Source organism: Labrys sp. F242 (genome assembly GCF_057813875.1).
Genome location: NZ_JBVASG010000001.1, coordinates 59103 through 80822 on the forward strand (window position 1 = coordinate 59103; position 21720 = coordinate 80822).

The 21720-nt window shown below is 66.1% G+C and carries 20 protein-coding genes; 19 read left to right on the forward strand and 1 reads right to left on the reverse strand.

The features are described 5' to 3' along the window. Positions 1 to 31: 31 nt before the first annotated feature. On the forward strand, positions 32 to 790 hold the full coding sequence (locus ACZYTC_RS00270) for a sugar phosphate isomerase/epimerase family protein (protein ID WP_434958067.1): 759 nt from the start codon (positions 32 to 34) through the stop codon (positions 788 to 790). 249 nt (positions 791 to 1039) lie between these two features. Next, positions 1040 to 2173, forward strand: coding sequence for a Gfo/Idh/MocA family protein (locus ACZYTC_RS00275; protein ID WP_488988648.1), 1134 nt, complete (start codon positions 1040 to 1042; stop codon positions 2171 to 2173). A gap of 24 nt (positions 2174 to 2197) precedes the next feature. Here ACZYTC_RS00275 and ACZYTC_RS00280 read toward each other — a convergent pair whose 3' ends face one another. Then, positions 2198 to 2659 (reverse strand): FxsA family protein, encoded by a 462-nt coding sequence (locus tag ACZYTC_RS00280; RefSeq protein WP_434958065.1) that lies wholly within the window; start codon positions 2657 to 2659, stop codon positions 2198 to 2200. A gap of 343 nt (positions 2660 to 3002) precedes the next feature. On the opposite strand from ACZYTC_RS00280, the gene ACZYTC_RS00285 reads away from it, so the two are divergent. The 17 genes from ACZYTC_RS00285 to ACZYTC_RS00365 all read left to right on the forward strand — a co-directional run bounded on the left by ACZYTC_RS00285 (position 3003) and on the right by ACZYTC_RS00365 (position 21686). Continuing rightward, the gene (locus ACZYTC_RS00285; protein WP_434958064.1) at positions 3003 to 3701 is read left to right on the forward strand and encodes a Tim44/TimA family putative adaptor protein; all 699 of its coding nucleotides are present in this window, start codon (positions 3003 to 3005) and stop codon (positions 3699 to 3701) included. A gap of 41 nt (positions 3702 to 3742) precedes the next feature. Then, positions 3743 to 4978 (forward strand): murein transglycosylase A, encoded by a 1236-nt coding sequence (gene mltA, locus ACZYTC_RS00290; protein WP_434958063.1) that lies wholly within the window; start codon positions 3743 to 3745, stop codon positions 4976 to 4978. After that, positions 4975 to 5562 (forward strand): Smr/MutS family protein, encoded by a 588-nt coding sequence (locus ACZYTC_RS00295; RefSeq protein WP_441770149.1) that lies wholly within the window; start codon positions 4975 to 4977, stop codon positions 5560 to 5562. The genes mltA and ACZYTC_RS00295 overlap by 4 nt, the downstream gene beginning before the upstream one ends. After that, the gene (locus ACZYTC_RS00300; protein WP_434958061.1) at positions 5559 to 5921 is read left to right on the forward strand and encodes a helix-turn-helix domain-containing protein; all 363 of its coding nucleotides are present in this window, start codon (positions 5559 to 5561) and stop codon (positions 5919 to 5921) included. The genes ACZYTC_RS00295 and ACZYTC_RS00300 overlap by 4 nt, the downstream gene beginning before the upstream one ends. Positions 5922 to 6024: 103 nt before the next feature. Next, positions 6025 to 8652 carry a bifunctional lysylphosphatidylglycerol flippase/synthetase MprF gene (gene mprF / locus ACZYTC_RS00305; protein ID WP_434958060.1) on the forward strand — a complete coding sequence of 876 codons (2628 nt, stop codon included), beginning with the start codon at positions 6025 to 6027 and terminating at the stop codon, positions 8650 to 8652. A 100-nt stretch (positions 8653 to 8752) separates the two neighbouring features. Continuing rightward, on the forward strand, positions 8753 to 9115 hold the full coding sequence (locus ACZYTC_RS00310; protein ID WP_434958059.1) for a hypothetical protein: 363 nt from the start codon (positions 8753 to 8755) through the stop codon (positions 9113 to 9115). A 147-nt stretch (positions 9116 to 9262) separates the two neighbouring features. Beyond that, entirely contained in the window at positions 9263 to 10777 is a 1515-nt protein-coding gene (locus tag ACZYTC_RS00315; RefSeq protein WP_488988649.1) for a 6-hydroxynicotinate reductase, read from the forward strand. Next, positions 10774 to 11646, forward strand: a complete 873-nt coding sequence (locus ACZYTC_RS00320) for a UPF0280 family protein (RefSeq protein WP_488988650.1) — start codon at positions 10774 to 10776, stop codon at positions 11644 to 11646. Before ACZYTC_RS00315 ends, ACZYTC_RS00320 begins: the two co-directional genes overlap by 4 nt. Position 11647: 1 nt before the next feature. Further along, positions 11648 to 12232 carry an amino acid synthesis family protein gene (locus ACZYTC_RS00325; protein WP_488988651.1) on the forward strand — a complete coding sequence of 195 codons (585 nt, stop codon included), beginning with the start codon at positions 11648 to 11650 and terminating at the stop codon, positions 12230 to 12232. Between the two features lie 26 nt (positions 12233 to 12258). Then, positions 12259 to 12843: an amino acid synthesis family protein gene (locus ACZYTC_RS00330; RefSeq protein ID WP_488988652.1), complete on the forward strand. Its 585-nt coding sequence runs from the start codon at positions 12259 to 12261 to the stop codon at positions 12841 to 12843. A gap of 232 nt (positions 12844 to 13075) precedes the next feature. Further along, positions 13076 to 15016 carry a caspase family protein gene (locus ACZYTC_RS00335; RefSeq protein WP_434958054.1) on the forward strand — a complete coding sequence of 647 codons (1941 nt, stop codon included), beginning with the start codon at positions 13076 to 13078 and terminating at the stop codon, positions 15014 to 15016. Positions 15017 to 15149: 133 nt separating this feature from the next. Further along, the gene (locus ACZYTC_RS00340; RefSeq protein ID WP_441770154.1) at positions 15150 to 16505 is read left to right on the forward strand and encodes a cytochrome P450; all 1356 of its coding nucleotides are present in this window, start codon (positions 15150 to 15152) and stop codon (positions 16503 to 16505) included. Between the two features lie 10 nt (positions 16506 to 16515). Further along, positions 16516 to 17469 (forward strand): hypothetical protein, encoded by a 954-nt coding sequence (locus tag ACZYTC_RS00345; RefSeq protein ID WP_441770155.1) that lies wholly within the window; start codon positions 16516 to 16518, stop codon positions 17467 to 17469. Next, positions 17457 to 18377 (forward strand): HesA/MoeB/ThiF family protein, encoded by a 921-nt coding sequence (locus tag ACZYTC_RS00350; RefSeq protein WP_441770156.1) that lies wholly within the window; start codon positions 17457 to 17459, stop codon positions 18375 to 18377. Before ACZYTC_RS00345 ends, ACZYTC_RS00350 begins: the two co-directional genes overlap by 13 nt. After that, positions 18374 to 19585 (forward strand): hypothetical protein, encoded by a 1212-nt coding sequence (locus ACZYTC_RS00355; protein WP_488988653.1) that lies wholly within the window; start codon positions 18374 to 18376, stop codon positions 19583 to 19585. Before ACZYTC_RS00350 ends, ACZYTC_RS00355 begins: the two co-directional genes overlap by 4 nt. After that, positions 19566 to 20675, forward strand: coding sequence for a GNAT family N-acetyltransferase (locus tag ACZYTC_RS00360; protein WP_488988654.1), 1110 nt, complete (start codon positions 19566 to 19568; stop codon positions 20673 to 20675). Before ACZYTC_RS00355 ends, ACZYTC_RS00360 begins: the two co-directional genes overlap by 20 nt. A gap of 3 nt (positions 20676 to 20678) precedes the next feature. Beyond that, positions 20679 to 21686 (forward strand): nitroreductase family protein, encoded by a 1008-nt coding sequence (locus tag ACZYTC_RS00365; RefSeq protein ID WP_434958048.1) that lies wholly within the window; start codon positions 20679 to 20681, stop codon positions 21684 to 21686. Positions 21687 to 21720 lie beyond the last annotated feature (34 nt).

Here is a 21720-nt window from a genome sequence, read left to right on the forward strand (position 1 = left end):
TGATTTTTCTCATTTCATGAAAGGATCTGTCATGGCTCTGCAATATCCCCTGTCTTTCCAGCTCTATTCGGGCCGCAACTTCCCGCCACTCGAGGGGCAGCTCAGGACGATCGCCGAGGCTGGCTTCAGCAATGTCGAGCCCTACGGCGCCTTCTACCAGGACGTGCCCGCCGCTGCCCGCCTGTTCAAGGAGTTCGGCCTGACGGCCAAGAGCGGCCATTTCGGTATCGATGGCCTGGAGGCAGATCTCGACGGCAATCTGCGCATCGCCGAAGCGCTCGGCATCGGCACGATCGTGGCGCCCTATCTGATGCCCGATGCCCGCCCCAGGGATGCGGCGGGCTGGAAGGCATTCGGCAATCGCTTGGCGGCGGTGGCGCGCAAGGCCGGTGAGGCCGGTTACACCTTTGCCTGGCATAACCATGATTTCGAGTTCATCGCCCTGCCGGATGGCTCCTATCCGATCGAACATCTGCTGGTCGACGGTGTGAAATGGGAAGCGGACATCGCCTGGATCGTGCGCGCCAATGCCGATCCCAAGCCCTGGATCGCGCGCTATGGCGCCATCATGCCGCTTGTCCACGTCAAGGACATCGCGCCGGCCGGCGAGAAGGTCAACGAGGATGGCTGGGCCGATGTCGGCACCGGCGTGGTCGACTGGGCGACGATCTGGCCGCTCTGTGTGGCTGCGGGCGCCGAGATCATGGTCGCCGAACACGACAATCCCTCTGACCTCAGGCGTTTTGCCACGGTGAGTGCCGAGGCGATGCGCAAGCTCGCCGGAGTGTGAGCGGGAAAAGCTGTCATCCCCGGCGCCACCGCAGGCGGCGGGAAGGGGATCCAGGGGCCACAGATCGAGCCCTTCAGCCCCTGGATCCCCTCGCCCTCTCTCGCTGCGCTCGCGAGCGGCTCGGCCGGGGATGACAGATTATGAAGCCGCGACCAGTTCATAACTTTCAAATTCAATGCCGATCCCGCGCCACCGACTGCCGTCGATGTCGCTGAGGAGATCGGCACCCCAGATATTCAGGAGCTTCCCATGCCATTGCGCGTCGGATTGATCGGCTGCGGCAATATATCGGACATCTATCTTCTCAACTCCGCCTTGTTTCGCGATTTCGATTTCGTCGCCTGCGCCGACCTCAGGGAGGAGGCGGCGAAGAAACAGGCCCAGAAATACAATCTGCAGCGGCGCAGCATCGAAGCGCTGCTGGCGAGCGACGATGTCGACATCGTGCTCAACCTCACCGTGCCCGAGGCGCATGCCGAGGTCTCCCGCGCCGCGATTGCGGCTGGCAAGCACGTCTATGGCGAAAAGCCGCTCGCCACGCGCCTCACCGATGGCATCGCGCTGATGGAGGCGGCGAAGTCGAAGGGACTGAGGGTCGGCTGCGCACCCGATACGGTGCTCGGCGCCGCCATCCAGCAGGCAAGGCTGCGTATCGATGCCGGCGAGATCGGCCGGCCGCTGATCGGTACCGCCGCGGTACTCGGGCACGGCATGGAGCACTGGCACCCCAATCCGGAGTTCTTCTTCAAGCCGGGCGCCGGCCCGGTCTTCGACATGGGTCCCTACTACCTCTCCACCCTCGTCAATCTGCTCGGACCGGTCGCTTCGGTGATGGCCTTGAGCCAGAGCGGCTTTGAGGAGCGGGTGGTGACCACCGAGGGCTCGCCGTTCAAGGGGCAGAGCATCGCGGTAGAGACGCCGACCAGCATCCAGGCGCTGCTCGCCTTCAAGTCCGGTGCGCAGATCACCTTCCTGGCAAGCTGGGACGTCTGGGCCCATGGCCAGTTGCCGATCGAGCTCCACGGCACCGATGCGTCGCTGCGCGTGCCCGATCCCAACTGGTTCGGCGGCGAGGTCTCGCTGGCCCGCCCGCGCGAGGCCTGGGAAAGCCATGCTTCGTCCGGTGACCGTTTCGGCCAACCGAACTGGCCGGCGGAACATCCCGTCAATGCCAATTATCGCGGTCTCGGCCTTGCCGACATGGCACGCGGCATCATCGACGGCCGCCCTCATCGCGCCAACGGCGATATCGGCTTGCATGTCCTCGCCGTGATGGAAGGTGTCCTCACCGCCGCCGAGCAGAAGCGGCCGGTGCTGATCGAGCAGGGTTGCGAGCGGCCCGCGCCGCTCGGTGACGAGGAGGCGAGGCGGCTTCTGGCCTGAAATTTGCTGAGGCGGAGGCCGGTCCTATTCGTCCACCGGCTTCCATTCGTCGCGTCCGAGGTCGATGACCTTGGGATCGCTGCTCGCGGTGCTGGCGCGACCCTGCGGGGCCGGAACGGGGCCTTCACGCCATTGCCGCAGCAGGCTCGGTAAAAGGAGCGCGAAGCCGATGATGTCGGTAACGAAGCCGGGGATGATCATCAGCACGCCGCCGAGCGCCACCATCATGCTCTCGCGGGCGGCGCCGTTGCTTGGCTCGCCGCCCTGCATCGCACGCAGCAGGCGCGAGAACACGCTTCCGCCCTGCCGGCGCAGCAGCGAGGCACCGATGAAGGAGGTCGCCACCAGGGCGATCAGCGCCAGGGCGATGCCGATCCGGCCCGCGACCCAGACGAAGGCGGCGATTTCCGCAAAAGGCAGGATCACAAGTCCGGCCAGGCCGAGCCAAGCCCAGCCAGCGGGAACATTGAAGCTGCGTGCGATCATCGGTGTCTTTTCTCCTGAAGCAAGGACGCGTTTGCCGAAAATGCGTCCTTGCGGGTCTTGGTGGTCCCGCCAAACAGCAACCGCTTTGTCGGAGCCCCCCTGCAAGATATCAAACATTTGCAGAGTTTCCCGGTGGGGCCGTCGTCGGCCCCACCGGGAAACTCTGTTTGGGCCTTGCGCAGCGGCACACGCCGCATGCTGGCCATGTTTGCCCTTCATGGTAGCATGAAGCTGGCAAACTGCTCGATAAACACCATATAGGTGAGGATTGTGGCATTGCCACAGGGGACTTGAGCCGTTATTTCGAGTCGTCACTCGGTCGGTGGGGATGCTGAAGGCACAAATGGGTAGTTTCGATATCATCACGCTGGTGTTTCTGGGGCTCGCGGTGTTCGTGATCTTCAAACTCCGTTCCGTGCTTGGGGAGCGCACCGGCGCCGAGCCTCCAACATTCGAAGGGTTGCGGCGAGACGCCCAGCCTGCGACCCGCGACGACAGGGCCGTAAACCCGCCGCAGCGCGAGGCCGAATCCCCTATCGAAGCCCAGGCGCCGACACCCGCCTTCCCCTGGGAAGGTTTCGCCGAGAAGGACACGCCCCTCGCGGCCGGGTTCGATGCGATTGCCGTCGTCGATCCGAGCTTCCAGCCGCAGAGCTTCGTCCCGGGCGCCAAGGCGGCCTATGAGATGATCGTCACCGCCTTCAACAATGGTGACCGCAAGACACTGAAGAACCTGCTGTCGCGCGAGAATTTCGACGCGTTCTCCCAGGACATCACCGAGCGCGAGGCGCGTGGCGAGACGGTGCAGGCCAATTTCGTCTCGATCGACAAGGCCGACATCGTCGCCGCCGGCGTCAAGGGGCGCGTTGCCGAACTGACCGTCAGCTTCGTCTCGCAGATGATCAGCGCCACCAAGGACAGGAACGGCGCGGTCGTCGATGGCAGCGCCGATCAGGTCGCGACCGTCTCCGATACCTGGACATTCGCGCGCGATACCAGCACCAAGGACCCGAATTGGCGCCTCGTGGCGACCGGCGGTTGAGCGCGGTCGGATAGAGGCGGGCGGGCCACGGTATCGATGTCATGGGAATCTTGCGCCGAATCGGGCCCTTCGCCGCTTTCTTCGTTGCGGCCGGCCTAGCCTGGGCCGGCGAACGTCCGCTGCCGCCTCCGCTTCCGGCGGGAGCGACGGCCGCGCTAGTGCCCTTCGGCAAGCTTCCGGGTTGGAAACGGGACGATCACGCCGAGGCTTGGCAGGTCTGGCTCGCGTCCTGTCGCTCGCAGGCCGCGAACAATCCCGCCCTCGATGCCGGCGTGCCGGTCCCGACAGATCTGGCCGGCCTTTGCCGCGAAGCCCTGAAGCGCGGAGCGCTGGATGGCCCGGCGGCCCGCGCGTTCTTCCAGGCCCATTTCAATGCCTGGCGCATCACCACGCAGAAGGGCAGCGGGCCCACGGGCGGAAAAGCATTCTACACCGGTTATTACGAACCTGAGCTCCGGGGATCGCTGGTGCGCGAAGGCGAGTTCCAGACCCCGCTCTATGACCGGCCGGCGGATCTCGTCAGCTTCGAACCCAACGCCATACCGCCCGGTTTCGAAGGCTACAGCGCAGCCCGGCGAAAGCTCGACGGCAGCCTGGAGATCTATCCGGACCGCAAGGCGATCGAAGAGGGAGCCCTGGACGGGCGAGGGCTCGAGATTGCCTATGTCGCCGATCCCGTCGACCGCTTCTTCATGCAGGTGCAAGGCTCGGGACGCCTGCGGCTGCCGACGGGCAGCGTGGTGCGCTTTGCCTATGCGGGCAAGAACGGCCAGCCCTATTCCGCCATTGGCAAGGCGGTGGCTGATAGGCTCAACATCCCGCCCCGCGACGTCACCATGGCAGGCCTCAGGGATTTCCTGGCGCGCGACCCCCAGGTTGCGCGCGAGGTGATGTGGCACAACAAATCCTTCGTCTTCTTCAAGGTGGCCCCCTTCCTTGGCGCCGATGCCGGCCCGATCGGCGGCGAGGGGCTGCCGGTGACGCCGCTGCGCTCCATCGCCATCGATCGCAAGATCTGGCCCTACGGCCTGCCCGTCTTCGTCGAGACGGCAATTCCCAATGTCGGCGGCGGTGTGAAACCTGAACCTGTCCGCAAGCTGATGATCGCCCAGGACACCGGATCGGCCATCATCGGGCCGGCGCGGGCCGACATTTTCTTCGGATCGGGCGCCAAGGCCGGTGCGGTTGCCGGTGCGGTCCGCCATGGCGGCGGCTTCTACGTGCTGTGGCCCAAATCCTCCCCCAGTACGGATAATGGCCCCGAGGCGCGGCCATGACCCGCCGCAAGGGGCTAACCGCCGAGGACAGCGAACTCTGGGCCTTCGTCACCCGGGAAATCATCCCGCTGAAACGCCGCCGCCGCAAGCTGGCCACGGCTGTAGCCAAGGCGGCGGAAACGCCACCGGAGCCTGCTTCACCGCCCGCCAGGCCTGCGGCGAAGCCGAAAGCCGCGGCCAGCCGTCCGGTCAAGCCCCCTCCCGCACCGCCGATACCGCCGATAGCACCCATCGACAAAAATGAGCGGCGCCAGGTCGTGCGCGGCACGCGAGCCATCGATGCCAGGATCGATTTGCACGGCATGCGCCAGGTCGAGGCTCACGGCGCCCTGCGGGGCTTTCTCGCCATTGCCCAGATGCGTGGTTATTCCATGGTGCTGGTCATCACCGGCAAGGGCGGTGGCGGCGATATGGCGTTTTCGGGCGATGAGCGCGGGGTGCTGCGCCGCGTCGTGCCGCAATGGCTGCGCATGCCCGATCTCAGGCCCCTGATTCTCGGCTTCGAGGAGGCGCATCACGGGCATGGCGGCAGCGGCGCCCTCTATGTCCGTCTGCGCCGCATCCGCAGGCTTGGCGAACGATGACCCCCTTTGGTGCCCGATTACGCGCCCTGCGCGCCGCCCGCGGCCAGAGCCTCAAGGAGATGGCGGAGGCGCTCGGCGTCTCGGCCGCCTATCTGTCGGCCCTGGAGCATGGCAAGCGCGGGCAACCGACCTGGATCTTGCTGCAGCGGATCATCACCCATTTCAATATCATCTGGGACGAAGCCGAGGACCTGCAGCGCCTGGCTGCGCTGTCCGACCCACGCGTCGTGGTCGATACCGCCGGTCTGTCGCCACAGGCCACAGAGCTTGCCAACCGGCTGGCCCAGGACATCGCGAAACTGCCCGAGGCCGAGGTCGAGGCGATGCTGGCCCGGTTGAAGGCGATCGATGGAACATGAAGGCCGGATATCCAGGCGTGCCAAATCGCATCACGCCCCTCTTCACAATTCGGTCTTCCTGCGCGCATAAGGCAAGCCGTTCGAGTAGCTCGGGAGTTGGTATGTGACGGCGAACAAGGACGAGAACAAGCCGGCCGCGCGATTGCTCGTCCTGCCGCCCGGGAATGAGAAGCACTCCACCTTTCGGCGGCTGCTGCGCCGCGTGCCTTGGCGCTATGTCGGGCCGATCCTGTCGATCGGGCTGTTCGTCGGTGCGCTCATCGTGCTGGCGTCGATCCTGCGCGGCGTCGAGCCGGAGAAGGTGGTGGCCGCCTTCACCGCCACGCCGACGACGGCGATCGCCCTCTCGATCCTGTTCACGGCGCTGTCTTATCTCGCCTTGACCGGCTATGACGGCCTGGCGCTGCGCCAGATCGGCGCCAAGGACATTCCCTATTCCACCGCCGCCATCGGCTCCTTCACCTCCTATGCGATCAGCTACACGCTCGGCGTGCCCCTGCTGACCGCCGGCGCGGTGCGCTACCGGGTCTATGGCGGCGCGGGGTTGTCTGCGCCGCAGATCGCCGCCCTGACCCTGGTGTGCACGCTGACCTTCTGGCTCGGCATGGGGGCTGTCCTGGCGTTCGGCCTGGTGCTGGTGCCGGGGTCGGTGGCCGGCGTCGACCATTTGCCGCTGTCCCTCAACATGTCGATCGGCGTCGCCATCATTGCCGTGATCGTCGGCTATGTCGGCTATGTCTCGACAGGCAAGCGCGTGGTGGCGGTCGAGGGCTGGTCGATGCCGCTGCCGGGCGGGAAGGTCACCGTCGCCCAGATCGTGCTCGGCGTCTTCGACGTCTGTGCCGGCGCCGGCGCGCTCTACATTCTGCTGCCGGATCAAGCGGCGAACGTGCCCTTCTTCACCTTCATGGTGATTTATGTGCTGGCCGCCTTTCTCGGCGTGCTCAGCCATGCGCCGGGCGGCATCGGCGTGTTCGAGACCACGATGCTGATCGCGCTGCCGATGATCGCCAAGGATGATCTGCTCGGCCGCATCATTCTCTACCGCGTCATCTATTACTTCGTGCCCTTCGCCCTGGCTTTGGCGATTCTGGGGGCCTATGAGCTGGCGCGCCGGCGCCATGTCGTCGGCAAGATGGTGGACCAGGTCGCCAGCATCATGAAGCCGCTAGCTCCGATCCTTGTGGCGGGCGCCATGTTCCTTGCCGGCGGCGCCCTGCTGATCACCGGCGCGGTGCCGGCCACCGAGGCCCGGCGCATCCTGCTCTCCAACCTGGTGCCGCTGCCGGTGGTGGAAACGGCCCACATCATCGCGTCGCTGTCGGGCGTGGCACTGCTGTTCCTGGCGCGAGGCCTGATCCGGCGCATGGAGGCCGCCTGGCGCGCGGCGATGCTCGTCCTCGTGATCGCCACCGTCGCCACCTTGCTGCGTAGCGCCGATTGGCGCTTCATGCTGACCTTGTGCTGCGCCTTGCTGGTGCTTGCCCTCAGCCGTCCGGCCTTTCCCCGTGGCTCGCGCGTGTTCGGCATCGATTATTCGCCGCTCCTGCTCGGCGCCATCACGGCCATGCTGGCGGTGACGGTGTGGATCGGCTTCTTTGCCTTCCGCTTCGTCGACTACACGCCGGAGCTGTGGGTCGCCTTCGGCTATGGCGATGAGATGTCGCGCTTCCTGCGCTCGACCAGCCTGGCTGTCACAGCCGCCATCGTCATCGGCATTCTCAGTGCCTATTGGAAGGGCGGCATCGGCTTGGTGCCATCAGCTTCGATCGATATATCCGGCCTGGTCGCGCGGGTGCCTTCGGCGGAGGCCCGGCTTGCCTTGCTGCCCGGCCAGATGCTGCTCGCCAACGATCAGGGCAACGCTGCCATGGTGGTGGCCCGCGCCGGGGCGTCCTCGATCGCGCTGGGCGATCCCATGGGTGATCCCGCCTTGGTGCAGGATCTGCTGTGGGTCTTCGGCGAGAGGGCCGAGCAGCAAAGATTGTGGCCGGTAATCCTTTCGGCCTCGCCGCGGATGCGGGCTGATTATCTCGAGGCCGGCCTGACGCTGACGCCGATCGGCGATCACGCCACGCTCGATCTCGCCGGCCTGGCGGAAGAGCCCTATAGCGGCGCCAATGCTATTTTCTCCTGGGCCGATATCCATGCCCTCAGCCTGGATCTGGTTCCCGCCGGCGCCACGGCCGCGATCATGCCGACGCTGGAAGCCGTGTCCCGTTCCTGGCTCGCGGGCACCGGCCGAAGCGAAGGCCATTTCGTTGTCGGACGCTTCTCGCCCGGCTGGATCCGGACCAATGACTGCGCCATCCTGCGCCGGGCGGGCGAGATCGTCGGCTTTGCCGTGGTGATGCGCAGTGCCGACAATGAGGAATGGGCGGTCGACATCCTGCGCTATCTGCCGGAACTCGGCATCTCGACGCTCGATTTCATGCTGCTGCGCCTGTTGCGTCTCGCCAAGGCCCGGGGCGCCCGGCGTTTCGATCTCGGCCTGACGCCCAACCCGGCGCAGGCCGGCGAGAATCTCGGCCCGGCCTGGCAACGCGTCACACCGCTGCTGTTCCGCTTCGGTGATCACATCGCCAATTTCGACGCGCTGCGCGGTTTCAAGGCCCGCTTCAATCCCCGCTTCGAGCCGCGCTATCTTGCCTGTACGGCGGGCTTTGCCTTGCCGCACATCCTGCAGGACGTCACCACCTTGATCGAGAAGGGACCGGAGAAAACGGGGTAGGCGCAGCGGCCGACGTCATTGCTTCGCTGCGCGCGCAATGACGGATGTCGGTCAATGTTTGGCCTCGCCGATATCAACCTGCCAATTGAGAGCTTGTCGCATGAAATTGCTTTCGCGAGCCGGCCTGACCATCTGCCTGACAATGCTGCCGGTCTCCGTTGCCTTGGGGGCGCCGACCTATCTGTCGTGCAGTTTCCCCAATCCCCCGAAAGAGCCACAGATCTTCAATTTCGCCCTCGATGCGTCATCGGGAACGCTTGGGGTCCATGTTCCCGAGACCGGCAGCGAGAGAAAGGTGAGGGCGGTGTTCGGCGCGAGCACGGTCACGGCGAATGAGGGCTCTGTGGCGTGGGAGATCGATCTGTCCAGACGGGCTGTCATCCGCGACAAGAGGATGGTGGGGGAGAAGGATCGCGGCGCCTGCAAGGACATATCCGCTGAGGAAAGCGGCTTCGGGCAATAGGTGCTATCCAGTCATGGCCGGCTGGGTGGAGCGCATCACCGGGCAGGCATCGCAGAAGGCTTTGCCCGCAGCCTTGACAAAAGGGGAGTCCGGGTCGACTATCGTTAGTATACAAACGAATTTGACCCGCCTTCGGGGGCTCGCTCCATGCCGTCCTACAGTGAGTTTTCCGCCCATAGCGAGTTCGAGACGCCGGCTCCGGCAGTCTCGGCAGACGGCAAGATCCGCTGCGATGCCTGTCCGGTGATGTGCTACATCAAGCCGGGCATGGCGGGGGCCTGCGACCGCTATGCCAATGACAATGGCACGCTGGTCCGGGTCGATCCGCACATCCTCCTGGAGCGTACTGTTTCCGAAGGTGGTGACCTCGTGCCCTTCGGCGGCGCGAGGGGATGGGACGGCTCTTTGGTACCGAGTCCCGAAAAATTCGTCACCGCCATCGGCGCGGGCACCACCTATCCCGACTACAAGCCGGCGCCCTTCATCGTGTCCTCGCAGGTCGAGGGCGTCGACATGGTCACGGTGGTGACCGAGGGCATCTTCTCCTATTGCGGCGTCAAGGTGAAGATCGACACGGATCGCTTCGTCGGGCCCGAGCAGAGCACGGTGCGGGTGAACGGGGAAGCGGTCGGCCACGTCACCACCGGCGAATATGGCTCGCAGATGCTGTCGCTGGGCGGCGTGCATCATCTCACCGGCGGCTCCAAGAAGGAGGGGCGCGTCACCTGCGACGCCCTGCTGGACCTGTGCAACCGCAAGCCGATCGAGATGACCGTGGATGGTGGCGCCACCCTGGTCATCGAGGCCGGCAAGGCGCCAGTGGTCAATGGGCAGCTCGAACAGCGCATGCGTGTCGGCTGCGGTTCGGCCACTATCGGCATTTTCGCGCGGCAATGGCTCGGCAAGGCTGACGAGGTGGTGGTGGTCGACGATCACATCACCGGCGTTCTGTCCGAGCACCAGGCCGGCAAGCTGCTCGACATCCCCGACACCGGCATCAAGCTCAAGGGGCGGCGCTCCACGCCCGGGCGCTATTTCCAGGTGGCGGAGCCCGGTACCGGCTGGGGCGGCACCAATATCGATGATCCTCTCGCCATTCTAGGCCCATTCGACCCCAAGACGGCCTGGCCGGGCCTGCGCCTGCTGATGGTGAGCACTACCGGCGAGCATCACGGCTATTACGAACTCGACGAGACGCTGCGGCCGGTGCGGCGGGACCTGCCGACATCCCTGGTCGAATCGGTGGAGCGCATTGCCGAAAATTGCGAGCCGGCTCTCGCTACGGTGCTGTTTATCGGCGGCGCCGGCGGGTCCCTGAGGGCGGGTGTCACCGAAAACCCGGTGCGGCTGACCCGTTCGGTCAAGGATGCCCTGACCTATGTCACCTGCGGCGGTGCGCCTGTTTATGTCTGGCCGGGCGGCGGCATCACCTTCATGGTCGACGTCACCCGCCTGCCGGACAACGCCTTCGGCTATGTACCGACGCCGGCTTTGGTGGCGCCGATCGAGTTCACGCTGCGGCTCGACGATTACGAGGCGATGGGTGGGCATATGGGCCATATCAGGCCACTCTCCAGCCTGCGCGAAGGGGTCGATCTCGCCCAGCGCGCCGACAATCCCTGGCCTTTCGCCCCGCATGCGGCCCGGAGGTCGCACGGATGAGGGCCGGGCCGCAGGCCGCATTCCTGGGCGATAACAGGCGCCTGCACCTGCAGCATGGCCCGATCGATCTCATCATCGAGGCACAGGCCGAGACTGAGGCGGTGCAATCAGCCTATGGCGCCGCGATGCAGCGTTTCGACGGTCTGCTCGAGACACTCTGCGAGGAACTCCCCCTCCTGCGATCGCCTCAGACTGCGAGGAGCCTGCCGGCGCAGGGCGTGGTTGCACGGCGCATGCAGGCCGCGGTCTCCCCCCATGCCGGCAGCCATTTCATCACGCCGATGGCGGCGGTGGCCGGTGCCGTGGCGGATGAGATCCTGTCGGCGATGCGGGCGGCGGCGCCCCTGCGCCGCGCCTTCGTCAACAATGGCGGCGACATTGCCGTGCATCTGGCCGAGGGCGAGGACTTCGCCATCGGCCTTGTCGACCGCCCCGACAGGCCTGGTCTGTTCGCCCGCAGCCATATACGGGCGGGCGAGGGGATCGGTGGCATCGCCACCTCCGGCTGGCGTGGGCGCAGCTTCTCCCTGGGTATTGCCGACGCTGTTACCGTTCTGGCCGCGGATGCGGCGGCGGCGGATGCGGCGGCCACCATCATCGCCAATGCGGTTGATATCCTCGGCCATCCCGGCATCCTGCGGGTGCCGGCGTCCTCACTGCAGCCCGACAGCGATCTCGGGGAACGCCTGGTGACGCGGGATGTCGGCTCCCTCACACATGAGGACATAACCGCGGCGCTGCGGGCGGGGGAGGCGAAGGCTCGCGGCCTACTCAACGATGGGCTGATCCGCGCCGCCGCCCTCCATCTTGCCGGCGTCACCGCGCTGGTGTCGACTGACAACACTCTGCTGCAACCGAAAGCCGCCTGACATGCCCGAAATCGTTCTGCGCAAGCGCGCCATCATCGTCGAAGAGATTTTCCACGAGGGCGGCCCCGTCAGCGCCGTGCCGCTGAAGCGCGGCGCCATTCTGAGCGTGATCCGCAATCCCTTTGCAGGCCGCTATGTCGAGGAGATCGCGCCCTTCATGGAGGAGCTCAAGCCGCTCGGCGTGGAGATGGCCGAGGCACTGCTGGCGGCGCTCGGCGGCAAGGCCGGGGAGGTCCAGGGCTATGGTAAGGGCGCCATCGTCGGCGCCGCGGGCGAACTCGAACATGGCGCGCTCTGGCATGTGCCCGGCGGCTACGCCATGCGCGAGATCCTCGGGGACGCCAAGGCGATAGTGCCCTCGACCAAGAAGCTCGGCGGACCCGGCACGCGGCTTGACGTTCCCGTCACCCATATCAACGCCTCCTATGTGCGCAGCCATTTCGACGCCATGGAAGTGGGGCTTGCCGACGGGCCCAAGGCGGATGAAGTCCTACTGGTCCTGGTGATGACCACCGGAGCACGCATCCATGCCCGCGTCGGCGGCCTCGCGGCCAAAGACGTCAAGGGCGTGGATGGGCTGCGGTAACTCTGTTCTGGAAAGGAAACGCCGTCATGCCGGCCAGCATTCGCAAGCTCGTCACCTTCGTTGAGGAAGTCCGCCGCGAGATGGACCGCCTCGTCGAGCCGCCGACCCGGCGGGCGGCGGCGATCGCGGTGATCGCCAATCCCTTCGCCGGCCGCTATGTCGAGGATCTCACGCCGCTGATGGAGATCGGCGAGGAGCTCGGCGCCTTGCTGACTGAGCGGGCGGTCGCCGCCCTCGGCATCGAGGGGCCTGATACCGAGAGCTACGGCAAAGCTGCGGCCGTGGGCGAGAATGGCGAGCTCGAACATGCTGCCGCCATCCTGCATCCCAGGATGGGCACGCCGGTGCGCAAGGTGCTCGGCAAGGGCGCGGCGCTGATCCCGTCGGCCAAGAAGCGCTGCGGCCTCGGCGGCGTGCTCGACGTGCCGCTCGGCCACAAGGACGCCGCCTATGTGCGCAGCCATTTCGATGCCATGGAAGTGCGCGTGCCCGACGCACCCCGCGCCGACGAGATTCTGGTGGCGATCGTCGTCACCGACAGCGGCCGTCCCCTGCCGCGTGTCGGCGGCCTGACCAAGGCCGAGATCAAGGGCGAGGACGGCTTGCGGTAGGGGATCAACAAGCGACACGGCTGGGACCGCGGACGTCCTCGTCCGCTCCTTGGAACCACGGCGTTTGCGGGAAAGGAAGAGACGGACGGGACGTCCGCGGTCCCAGTCGCGGTGTTTCCCAGGCCTCGCATGATGGCCTTGACGCCGCCATCAACGATCTGTTCCCTTGGGCATTGTCGATTATGCGGCTTCGGTCGACGGTCCGGCGCAAGAGCGACAGGGAGCTTCGACGATGCGATTTCCTCTGCGGCCCGTGCTCGCCGGCCTCGCGTTTGCCCTTATCTGCTGTACGGCGCTTTCCACCCCCGCACTGGCGGACAAGCGTATCGCCCTGGTGATCGGCAATTCGGCCTATCGCAATACGGTGCCGCTGCCCAATCCCCGCAACGATGCCACCGATGTCGCCAAGGCCCTGAAGGCGGTCGGCTTTACGGTGGTCGAGGGCTATGATCTCGACAAGCGCGGCATGGACGATGCCTTCAGGCGCTTCGCCAATGAAGCCGACGGCGCCGACGCGGCGCTGTTCTACTATGGCGGCCACGGTTTCCAGTTCCAGGGCTCGAACTATCTGATGCCGGTGGATGCCAAGCTGACCGGGGTCGGTGACGTCAATTACGAGATGGCGCGGGTCGACGACATCCTGTCCGACCTGCAGCGTGCCAACGGCGTGCGCATCGTCATGCTCGATGCCTGCCGCGACAACCCCCTGGCCCAGCAGCTTTTGTCCAAGGCCAGCCCGACCCGCTCCCTCGGCGTCAGCCGGGGGCTGGCCCGCATCCAGCAGACGGCGGGCAGCGTGATCGCCTATTCCACCCAGCCGGGGGCCGTTGCCGCCGATGGAGGCGGCCGCAACAGCCCCTTTGCGGCAGCCTTTCTGGGAGAAGTCGACAAGCCGGGCGTCGAAATCGGCGCGCTGTTCCGCCGTGTCGCCGCCAATGTCTACAAGGCCACCAATGAGCGGCAACTGCCCGAGGTCACCTTCTCGCTGCTGGGCGATTTCTATTTTGCCGGCGGGGCTACGACCGCTCCTGCGATCTCCGCGCCCAGCACTCCGACGACGGTGGCGCCACAAACGCCCACGCCGGCGCCGCTGGATGCCGGGGCGCGGGCTGCTGTGGAAGGATGCGACAAGATGGCGGCTTCGCCGCAGGACATGGACCGCCCTTCGGGCGTGCCCGGTGTCGAGTTCAACCGCATCCAGCCCCGCCTGGCCGTCGAGGCCTGCCGGGCGGCACTCGCGGCCGCTCCCGAGGATCGGCGTGTGCAGTTCCAGCTGGCGCGAGCGCTCGATGTCGCCGGCAGCGATACCGAGGCTCGGGACCTGCTGACGAAGGCCGCCGCTGCGGGTTCGGTTTCGGCCATGTCGGATCTGGCACTGATGCTGGAGACGGGCGAGGGCGGACCTGTCGACCTGGCGCGTGCCGTGAGCCTGTTCGATCAGGCGGCAGCGGCCGGCAACGTCTCGGCGATCCGCAACATCGCCATCGAGTTCGAAAACGGCACTGGCCGCCCACGCGACGCAGTGCAGGCGGCGCAGTGGTACAGGAAGGCGGCCGATACCGGCGATCCGCAGGCGATGGGTTTCCTCGCCGTGCTCTACCTGCAGGGCACGGGAGTTCCTAAAAACGCGGGCGAGGCGCGCCAATGGATCGACCGGCTCGTCGAGACCGAGCACACCCAGACCATGCTGCGGGTCGGCTATGTGCTGCTGGGTCAGACCGGCGCGGTGAAGGACTTCGCCACGGCCCGCAAGCTGTTCCAACGCGCCGCCGAACTGGGCGACGGCGACGGCAACGTCATGCTCGGCAACATGGCGGCCAATGGCATTGGCGGGCTGCGTGATTTCGGCAAGGCCGCGGATTTCTTCGAGAGAGCAGCTGCGATCGGCAACCTCAATGCCAAGGCCAGCCTGATCCCTTTCCTGATGGCGGGCGCGGGCGGCATCAAGCGTGATCCCGGCAAGGCTGCCGATTATGGTCTGGAAGCCTTGAGGGGTGGCTCGCCGGTGGCACGCGGTCTTCTGATCGACAAGGCCTCGACCTCGCTCACGCCGCAACTGCGCAAGGCCGTCGAACAGCGGCTGGCCAAGGCGGGCCTGCTCAATCGTGCTGCGGATGGCAGCTATGGGGCCGATACGCTGGCAGCGCTGCAAGCCTTCGTGCTGGCGAAATGACGATTCAGGCATCGCAACCCGTCCGTTTCGTAGGCGCCCTCGGAAAATCAGAGTCCTATTCGATAGGGTCGGAAAATCGAGGTCTCCCAAATCGCAGTGGTTATGGCGCTGGGCGCGCCCGGGCTTGCGCTCGATGACCTTCTATCCCTCAACCGTCACGCCGCCGCCCGCACCGCTCGGGACGTGGCGGAGTTTGGCTGCCGCGTTGAAGAATCCGCTGGAAATGTGGTCTGCCGACATGTTCGAGACCGATGTCAGCGTGATGCGCTGGCCGGGTGGGCGCTTCATCACGGTGACCAGCCCCGAGCTCGCCAGACAGGTGCTGCTCGACGATGCCGGGTCCTACGTCAAGTCGACCCTGGTGAACCGGATCCTCAAGCCAGCGATGGGAGAAGGGCTGCTGACGGCGGAAGGCGAGGCCTGGCGTGCACAAAGGCGAGCCGCCTCTCCTGTGTTCCGGCACGAAAAACTGGTTCCCCTCGTGCCGTCGATGAGCAAATTCGTCGGCCAGACGGCCGCTGCGTTGCGGGCCTTGCCGGATGGCAGCCGCGTGGATGTCATGCAGGTCATGATGGCCACCACGCTGGACATCGTGGTCGAGACGTTGTTCGGGGATCCCGGCCCCCATTACGACCGTGACAGGACCATCGAGGACGTCGACCGCTATTTCCGGACGCATGGCGTGGTGGGGTTTTCCGACTATGTCGGCCTCCCCGAATGGTTCCCGCGCCTGCGTCATCGCGGAAGAGGCGCGATCCGGCGCTTGCGGGAGACCGCCCGGGCCTTCGCCGAGTCGCGAGCGACGCCTGTCGATGGGATGGACAGTCTCACCAGCCTGATCGGCCGGGCCGTTGATCCGCAAACAGGCAAGGCCTTGCGGTTGGAGGAGGTGGTCGACAATGTCGTGACCTTCGTCGGTGCTGGTCACGAGACCACAGCCTTGGCGGTCACCTGGGCGCTCAGCATCCTTGCCAATCTACCCCAGTTGCAGGAGCAACTGCACGCCGAGGCCGAGGAGATATGCGGGAAGGACCCGGTCACCGCCGAGGCGATCGATCGGCTCGACCTGCATCGGCGCGTCATCCAGGAGACTATGCGCCTCTATCCGCCGACACCGGCTGTCGGTCGGACGGCCATCCGTTCCACCAGGCTGGGAGACCTGACCATCGGCAAGGGCGATCACCTGACCATCGCCGCCTATGTCCTCCAGCGCCATGCCAAGCACTGGCACGATCCGGCTGGCTTCGACCCCGATCGCTTCGACGAAGCGGAAATCCGCAAGCGCCATCGCTTCGCCTACATGCCGTTCGGTGGTGGCGCGCGCATCTGCATCGGCATGAAGCTGGCGACCATGGAGGCGACGGTGCTGCTGGCCACGCTGATGCGGGAATTGCGCTTTGCGCCCGACCCCGATCATGCCATCTATCCGCAAATGAGCATCACGTTGAGGCCCCGCGGCGGCATGCCCCTCTTCGTGCGAAGCGCCTGAGGAGCCATCCATGCTCGGCGTCTGGCTGCAATCCCTGACCCAGGTCTACCTCGACCTCGGCCTGCGCGCGGGCGCGAGCCTGGAGGTCCGCATCCTCGAGCGTCCGGGCCTGTGGATGGACGATGACGCGCTCGAAGGCGTGCGGCAGGACCTGTCCGCCGTGGCGGCGGCCAATCTGCCGGGGCAGGTTCTCAACTATGGCGTCTTCGCCGGCGGCCGCCGGGCCCTGGGCAGTAGCATCGTCACGATCGTCTATCGCCGGGGAGAGAATCCGCGCCCGGTTGCCTTCAACGCCCTGGCGATGATGGATGTCGACCTCAACGGCCGCCCGGAACGCGTTATCCATCTCGGCCTGGTGATGGTCGATCCGGCCGAGCGCAGCCAGGGTCTTTCCTGGGTTCTCTACGGCCTGACCAGCCTCCTCCTGCTGGCCCGCAACCAGCTCAGGCCATTCTGGATCTCCAACGTCACCCAGGTGCCCGCCGTGATCGGCCTGGTGGCGGAGGGCTATTCGCGAAGCTTTCCGAATCCGGCCGGTACCGACGGGCGCGGCTTCACCCATCTTCTGCTGGCCCGACAGATCCTGCAGCGCCACCGCGCTGTCTTCGGCGTGGGCGAGGAGGCTGAATTCGACGAGGAGCGCTTCGTGATCGCCAATGCCTATACCGGCGGGTCCGATGCCCTGAAAAAGAGCTTCGAACAGGCCGCCAAGCATCGCGACACGCGTTTCAACGACTATTGCCGTACTGTGCTGGATTATGAGCGTGGTGACGACATTCTCCAGCTCGGCGTCATGGATATCGGGGCGGCCCGCCGGTATCTCACCGAGAGCGTGCCGCGCGAATCGCTGCGTGGCCTCCTGCTCTCCGCCGCCTTCGCCGGGCTGCAGGGCCTGATCCTGCCCTTGGTCTATTGGCTGGCGCCGCATCGTCAATGGGGGGAGCTGCGTCCATGCCGGAAATAGCCAAGCCGGACCTGGCAAGGCCTGAGGGCCACGAGGATTTCGACTATGGGCGCTTCATCACCCGCAATATCGGCTTCGTCACCGAAGCGGAGCAGGAGCGGCTGCGCAATGCCCGCATCTTCGTCTGCGGCACCGGCGGCATGGGCGGCGGCTGCGTGCTCGCTCTGGCGCGAGCCGGGGTCGGCGGGCTTGATCTAGCCGACCTCGATGCATTCGAGCTTTCCAACCTCAACCGCCAGGTCTTCGCCAATCTCGACACAATCGGCCGTCCCAAGGCCGAGGCGACGCGCGACCAGTGCCACCGGATCAATCCGGATCTCCTCATCGAGGTACATGGCCGCGATTGGCCAGGCAGCGCCGACGCTCTGATCGCCCGCTGCGACGTTGTCGTGAACGGCACCGACGACCTTTCCGCCTCGCTCCTGCTCTACCGGCGTGCGAAAGCGCTCGGCAAGACGGTCGTCGATGCCTATGCCTCGCCCTTGCCCTCCGTCTATGTCACCCGGCCCGGCGATCCCATGCCGGAGGAGAGGCTGGGCTATCCTACGCTGGCGACACAGTGGAACCAGGTGAGTCCCGAGCAGCGCAGCCAGGCGTTCCTGCGCGAGGCGGAGCATGTCATGGTGCACTCCTCCTCGCGGCATCACATCGATCTTGCCCTGGCGGGGGAGGTGGCGGCGGGCAAGCGCAGCCGCATGTCCTTTGCCCCTATGGTGGTGACCACCGGCATGCTGATGGCCTATGAGACGATCGAACTCATCCTCGGCCGGCATACCGCCACCGACTGCCGGGGCTGGTTCTTCAACCCCTATCGCGCGCGCGTCGAACACCCGCGCAATGCCGTGGTGGCGGCGCTGCTGCGCCCGGTGGTGCGGCGCTTTCTCGGCAAGCTCACGGGCGGAGCATGACGCGGGCCCAGCTCATTGCCGACAGCCTGGTGTCGATATCGGCCATCGGCGGGCTTGCCGTGGTGACATCCGTCCTGCGGCGAGGCGGCAGCACCGACATCGCGACGCGCCGGGTCCGGTTCGGACTCTGGCTGGTGATGATCCTGCTCGGCGCCCGGGTGCTGAGCTGGCTCACCGGCATCGGCCTGTTCTCGGCGGCGATGTTCATCGCGGCGGCCCTGATGCCGCTTGCAACCATCATGATTGCGGAAGGACTGCTGCGCCGCCATGCTGGGCCAACGGTCAAATATGCCAGTCTGGCGGCGACGATCGTCCTGCTGGTGCTGGCGCTCTGCCCCGAAAGCCTGGTCGAGCCCGGACGTTCCTGGTTCCTGTGCGCTGCCCAGCTCGCCGGCTTCGCCCTGGCGGGCTGGATGCTGCTGCGCCGTGACAGAGCCTCGCTCACGGCAAGCGAGAACTGGCTTGTCGACCGCATGATCCTGCCGCTGGTGCTGATCCTGCCATTACTGCTGACGGATTTCCGCTTCGACGGCTTCGATCTTCCGGTGCGGCTGGGCGGCATCGCCATTCTCTTCACCTGCTGGATCGTGGTGGGCATGGGCCGTGGCCATTTCAGCCAGGGCGAGACCATCCGGGCCTTTCTCGTACTCGCGGCCTCGGCCTGCGCCGCGGGCATCGGCGTCGCCGTCATGGAGGGATTGAGCCTCACGGGCGGCGTCCAGACCGTGGCCGTGATCTTTGCCGCCTGCCTGCTCGCCGCCATCTTCAGCGACAGCCAGCACCTGGCCGCGGCCGAACGCCAGAGAAGCCTGCTCGCCCATATCGCCGGCCATGGCACGATGGATGCTGCGGGCTTCCTGGCCATGCTGCGGCGTATCTGGTTGGTGGAGGACGCGCTGACCGTGGAGGCCGCCGACCTCAAGGATTTCGACGGGCAGGCCCTCGCGGCTTTGTTCGAGCGTGACCCCGTGCGCCGGGCCGGAGATTTTCGGGCGACATGGGCGGCCGGTAGCCCCGAGGAACAGATGGCGGCCTTGTTCGAGCGCTATGGCGCCACGCATATTCTGATGGCCGACCGGCAGCCTTTGACGCTGCTCGCCCTGAAGATCCCCGGCATGGTGTCGGGAAGGGCAATCGAGACCGAGCTCAGGGCGATGCAGCGTGTCGCCATGCTCTTGTCGGAGAGACATGATGGTCACCATTCGTAGGGGCGATTTCGACGCTTTCTTTGCGGCTCCCTTCGAGGCCTATGGCAGGCAGACACTCTATGTCTCGCCGATGCGGAACGATCTCCAGCGCTTCCTGTCGGTGCGCGAGAATCCGCTGTTCTCGGGGCAGGACGACCTGGCCTTCTTCACCGCCCATGCGGGCGGGCGGGTGCTCGGGCGGATCACGGCCCATGTCCATAGCGCCTCGAACGAGCGTTACCGGCAGAAGCGCGGCCTTTTCGGCTATTTCGACTGTGCCGACGATGCCGATGCCGCGCGGGCCTTGCTGGGCGAGGCGGAAGCCTGGGCGCGCGAGCGCGGCCTCGACGAATTGATCGGCAACTTCAACCTGACGGCGATGCAGCAGGCCGGCGTCCAGACCGGCGGGTTTGAGCAGGCCCCCTATACCGACCAGATCTACAGCCCGCCTCACGTGATGAAGCTGCTGGAGGGGGCCGGCTACCGCGCGGAATTTCCGATGAGCACCACCGCGCTCGACCTCACCACCATCGATCCGGCGATGCTGCTCGGCCCCAAGCAACGGGCCCTGCTGGCGAGTGGCGACTATGCCTTCGCGCCGGTCGATCGCAAGACCCTGCCGGCGCGGCTTAAGGATGCGCATGCCATCCTCAACGCATCCTTCGCCGACAATCCGATGTTCGTGCCGCTGAGCTGGGAGGAATTCGAGTTCCAGGCGCGCGACATGAAGACCATCATCGATCCGCGCATTTCCGTGGTGATGCAGAGGCGCGGCGAACCGATCGGGGCCGTGATCGCCATCCCCGATCTCAACCCACTCGTCCGGGCGACAGGCGCACGTTTCAAGCTCACGACGCCCTGGCATTATTTGCGCTATCGCCTGACCCGCACGCGTGCCGTGATCATCTTCCAGGGTGTGCTGCCGGCCTATCACGGCGAGGGCGTCAACCCGCTGATGCTGCACCATGTCGTCTCCGCCATGAAGGCGGCGGGTTATCGCAGCGTCGGCGGCACCTGGATCGCCGATGTGAACCGGGCAAGCCTGCGCCAGGCCGAGAAGGCCGGCGCCCGCCAGCTGCATCGCCTCCACCTCTATCGCAAGGTCCTGTGACCCATGTTCGATGCCGCCACGCAGCGACGATTGGTTGGAGGTGCGAACCTCGCGCCGTCGGTGCACAACACCCAGCCGGCGCGCTGGTGCTTCGAGGCCGATGGCTCCATCGCGCTCCTGGCCGATCCTGCCCGACGCCTCGCCGTGGGGGATCCGGAGGGACGCGATTTAGCGGTTTCCTGCGGCGCTGCGCTGGAGGGTATGCTGATCACCCTCGCCGAACTCGGCCTTGGCGCCGGCACCATTGCGGAAGTCGATGAAGATGGCCCGGGCGGATTGCGGCGGCTGGCACGCTTCGAGGTGACGGAAGGCACGCAGCCGTCCGGCATGGCCGAGGCCTTGCGCAGCCGGGTCACCTGGCGCGCGCCCTTTCTCGCAGTCGAGACAAGCAAGGCGCGTGATTTGCAAACCTGGGCCGGTGAACGGCCCGACGTCACGCTGGTGGCAGCACCGGAACACAGGGCGTTTCTCGCCGGCCTCGCGGACGAGGCGAGCCTGCATCTCCTCCGCGACAGGGCTTTTCGCCTGGAACTGTTGAGCTGGATGCGGCTGTCGAGGTCCGATCCGGCCTATGGCGAGGACGGCATGAATCTTGATGCCTTGCACCTCAGCCCGATCGAAGGCTTCCTGGCGCGCCAGGTAATGGGCGGAGGCCTGTTCTCGCTGGTCGATCGTCTCAAGCTCGCACCCGCCCTCTTCGGGGAGCGCGGCAAGACGCTCAGTGCCGCTGGCATCGTGCTGTTTCACCGGCCCTTCGAGGAAACAGCGCTGCAATCGGGCCGGGCTTTCCATCGCTGCTGGCTGGAACTGACCCGCGTGGGCTTGTCGGCCTGGCCGATGGCTGTTCTCGCCGATGATCCCGATTGTGCCGGCGAATGCCGGCGCCGTTTCGGCATTGGGGACGGGCGGCGGCTGATCAATGCCCTGCGCGTCGGCCGGGCCGGTGGAACCGTCGGCAAGGCGCGCCTGAAGGCCGAAAGCCTGCTCGTCGATCTCACGGGAGTGGGTTGAGGCAAGAAAGAGGCGGACGTCTCGTCCGCCCTTC

Bases quoted from the DNA above. Each gene is read 5' to 3' on its own strand.
- ACZYTC_RS00295 (WP_441770149.1), top strand. From the start codon at position 4,975: ATGACCCGCCGCAAGGGGCTAACCGCCGAGGACAGCGAACTCTGGGCC.
- ACZYTC_RS00330 (WP_488988652.1), top strand. From the start codon at position 12,259: ATGCCGGCCAGCATTCGCAAGCTCGTCACCTTCGTTGAGGAAGTCCGC.
- mltA (WP_434958063.1), top strand. From the start codon at position 3,743: ATGGGAATCTTGCGCCGAATCGGGCCCTTCGCCGCTTTCTTCGTTGCG.
- ACZYTC_RS00355 (WP_488988653.1), top strand. From the start codon at position 18,374: ATGACGCGGGCCCAGCTCATTGCCGACAGCCTGGTGTCGATATCGGCC.
- ACZYTC_RS00350 (WP_441770156.1), top strand. From the start codon at position 17,457: ATGCCGGAAATAGCCAAGCCGGACCTGGCAAGGCCTGAGGGCCACGAG.
- ACZYTC_RS00280 (WP_434958065.1), bottom strand. From the start codon at position 2,659: ATGATCGCACGCAGCTTCAATGTTCCCGCTGGCTGGGCTTGGCTCGGC.
- ACZYTC_RS00365 (WP_434958048.1), top strand. From the start codon at position 20,679: ATGTTCGATGCCGCCACGCAGCGACGATTGGTTGGAGGTGCGAACCTC.
- ACZYTC_RS00310 (WP_434958059.1), top strand. From the start codon at position 8,753: ATGAAATTGCTTTCGCGAGCCGGCCTGACCATCTGCCTGACAATGCTG.
- ACZYTC_RS00275 (WP_488988648.1), top strand. From the start codon at position 1,040: ATGCCATTGCGCGTCGGATTGATCGGCTGCGGCAATATATCGGACATC.
- ACZYTC_RS00345 (WP_441770155.1), top strand. From the start codon at position 16,516: ATGCTCGGCGTCTGGCTGCAATCCCTGACCCAGGTCTACCTCGACCTC.
- ACZYTC_RS00325 (WP_488988651.1), top strand. From the start codon at position 11,648: ATGCCCGAAATCGTTCTGCGCAAGCGCGCCATCATCGTCGAAGAGATT.
- ACZYTC_RS00335 (WP_434958054.1), top strand. From the start codon at position 13,076: ATGCGATTTCCTCTGCGGCCCGTGCTCGCCGGCCTCGCGTTTGCCCTT.
- ACZYTC_RS00360 (WP_488988654.1), top strand. From the start codon at position 19,566: ATGATGGTCACCATTCGTAGGGGCGATTTCGACGCTTTCTTTGCGGCT.
- ACZYTC_RS00300 (WP_434958061.1), top strand. From the start codon at position 5,559: ATGACCCCCTTTGGTGCCCGATTACGCGCCCTGCGCGCCGCCCGCGGC.
- ACZYTC_RS00315 (WP_488988649.1), top strand. From the start codon at position 9,263: ATGCCGTCCTACAGTGAGTTTTCCGCCCATAGCGAGTTCGAGACGCCG.
- ACZYTC_RS00340 (WP_441770154.1), top strand. From the start codon at position 15,150: ATGACCTTCTATCCCTCAACCGTCACGCCGCCGCCCGCACCGCTCGGG.
- ACZYTC_RS00270 (WP_434958067.1), top strand. From the start codon at position 32: ATGGCTCTGCAATATCCCCTGTCTTTCCAGCTCTATTCGGGCCGCAAC.
- ACZYTC_RS00285 (WP_434958064.1), top strand. From the start codon at position 3,003: ATGGGTAGTTTCGATATCATCACGCTGGTGTTTCTGGGGCTCGCGGTG.
- ACZYTC_RS00320 (WP_488988650.1), top strand. From the start codon at position 10,774: ATGAGGGCCGGGCCGCAGGCCGCATTCCTGGGCGATAACAGGCGCCTG.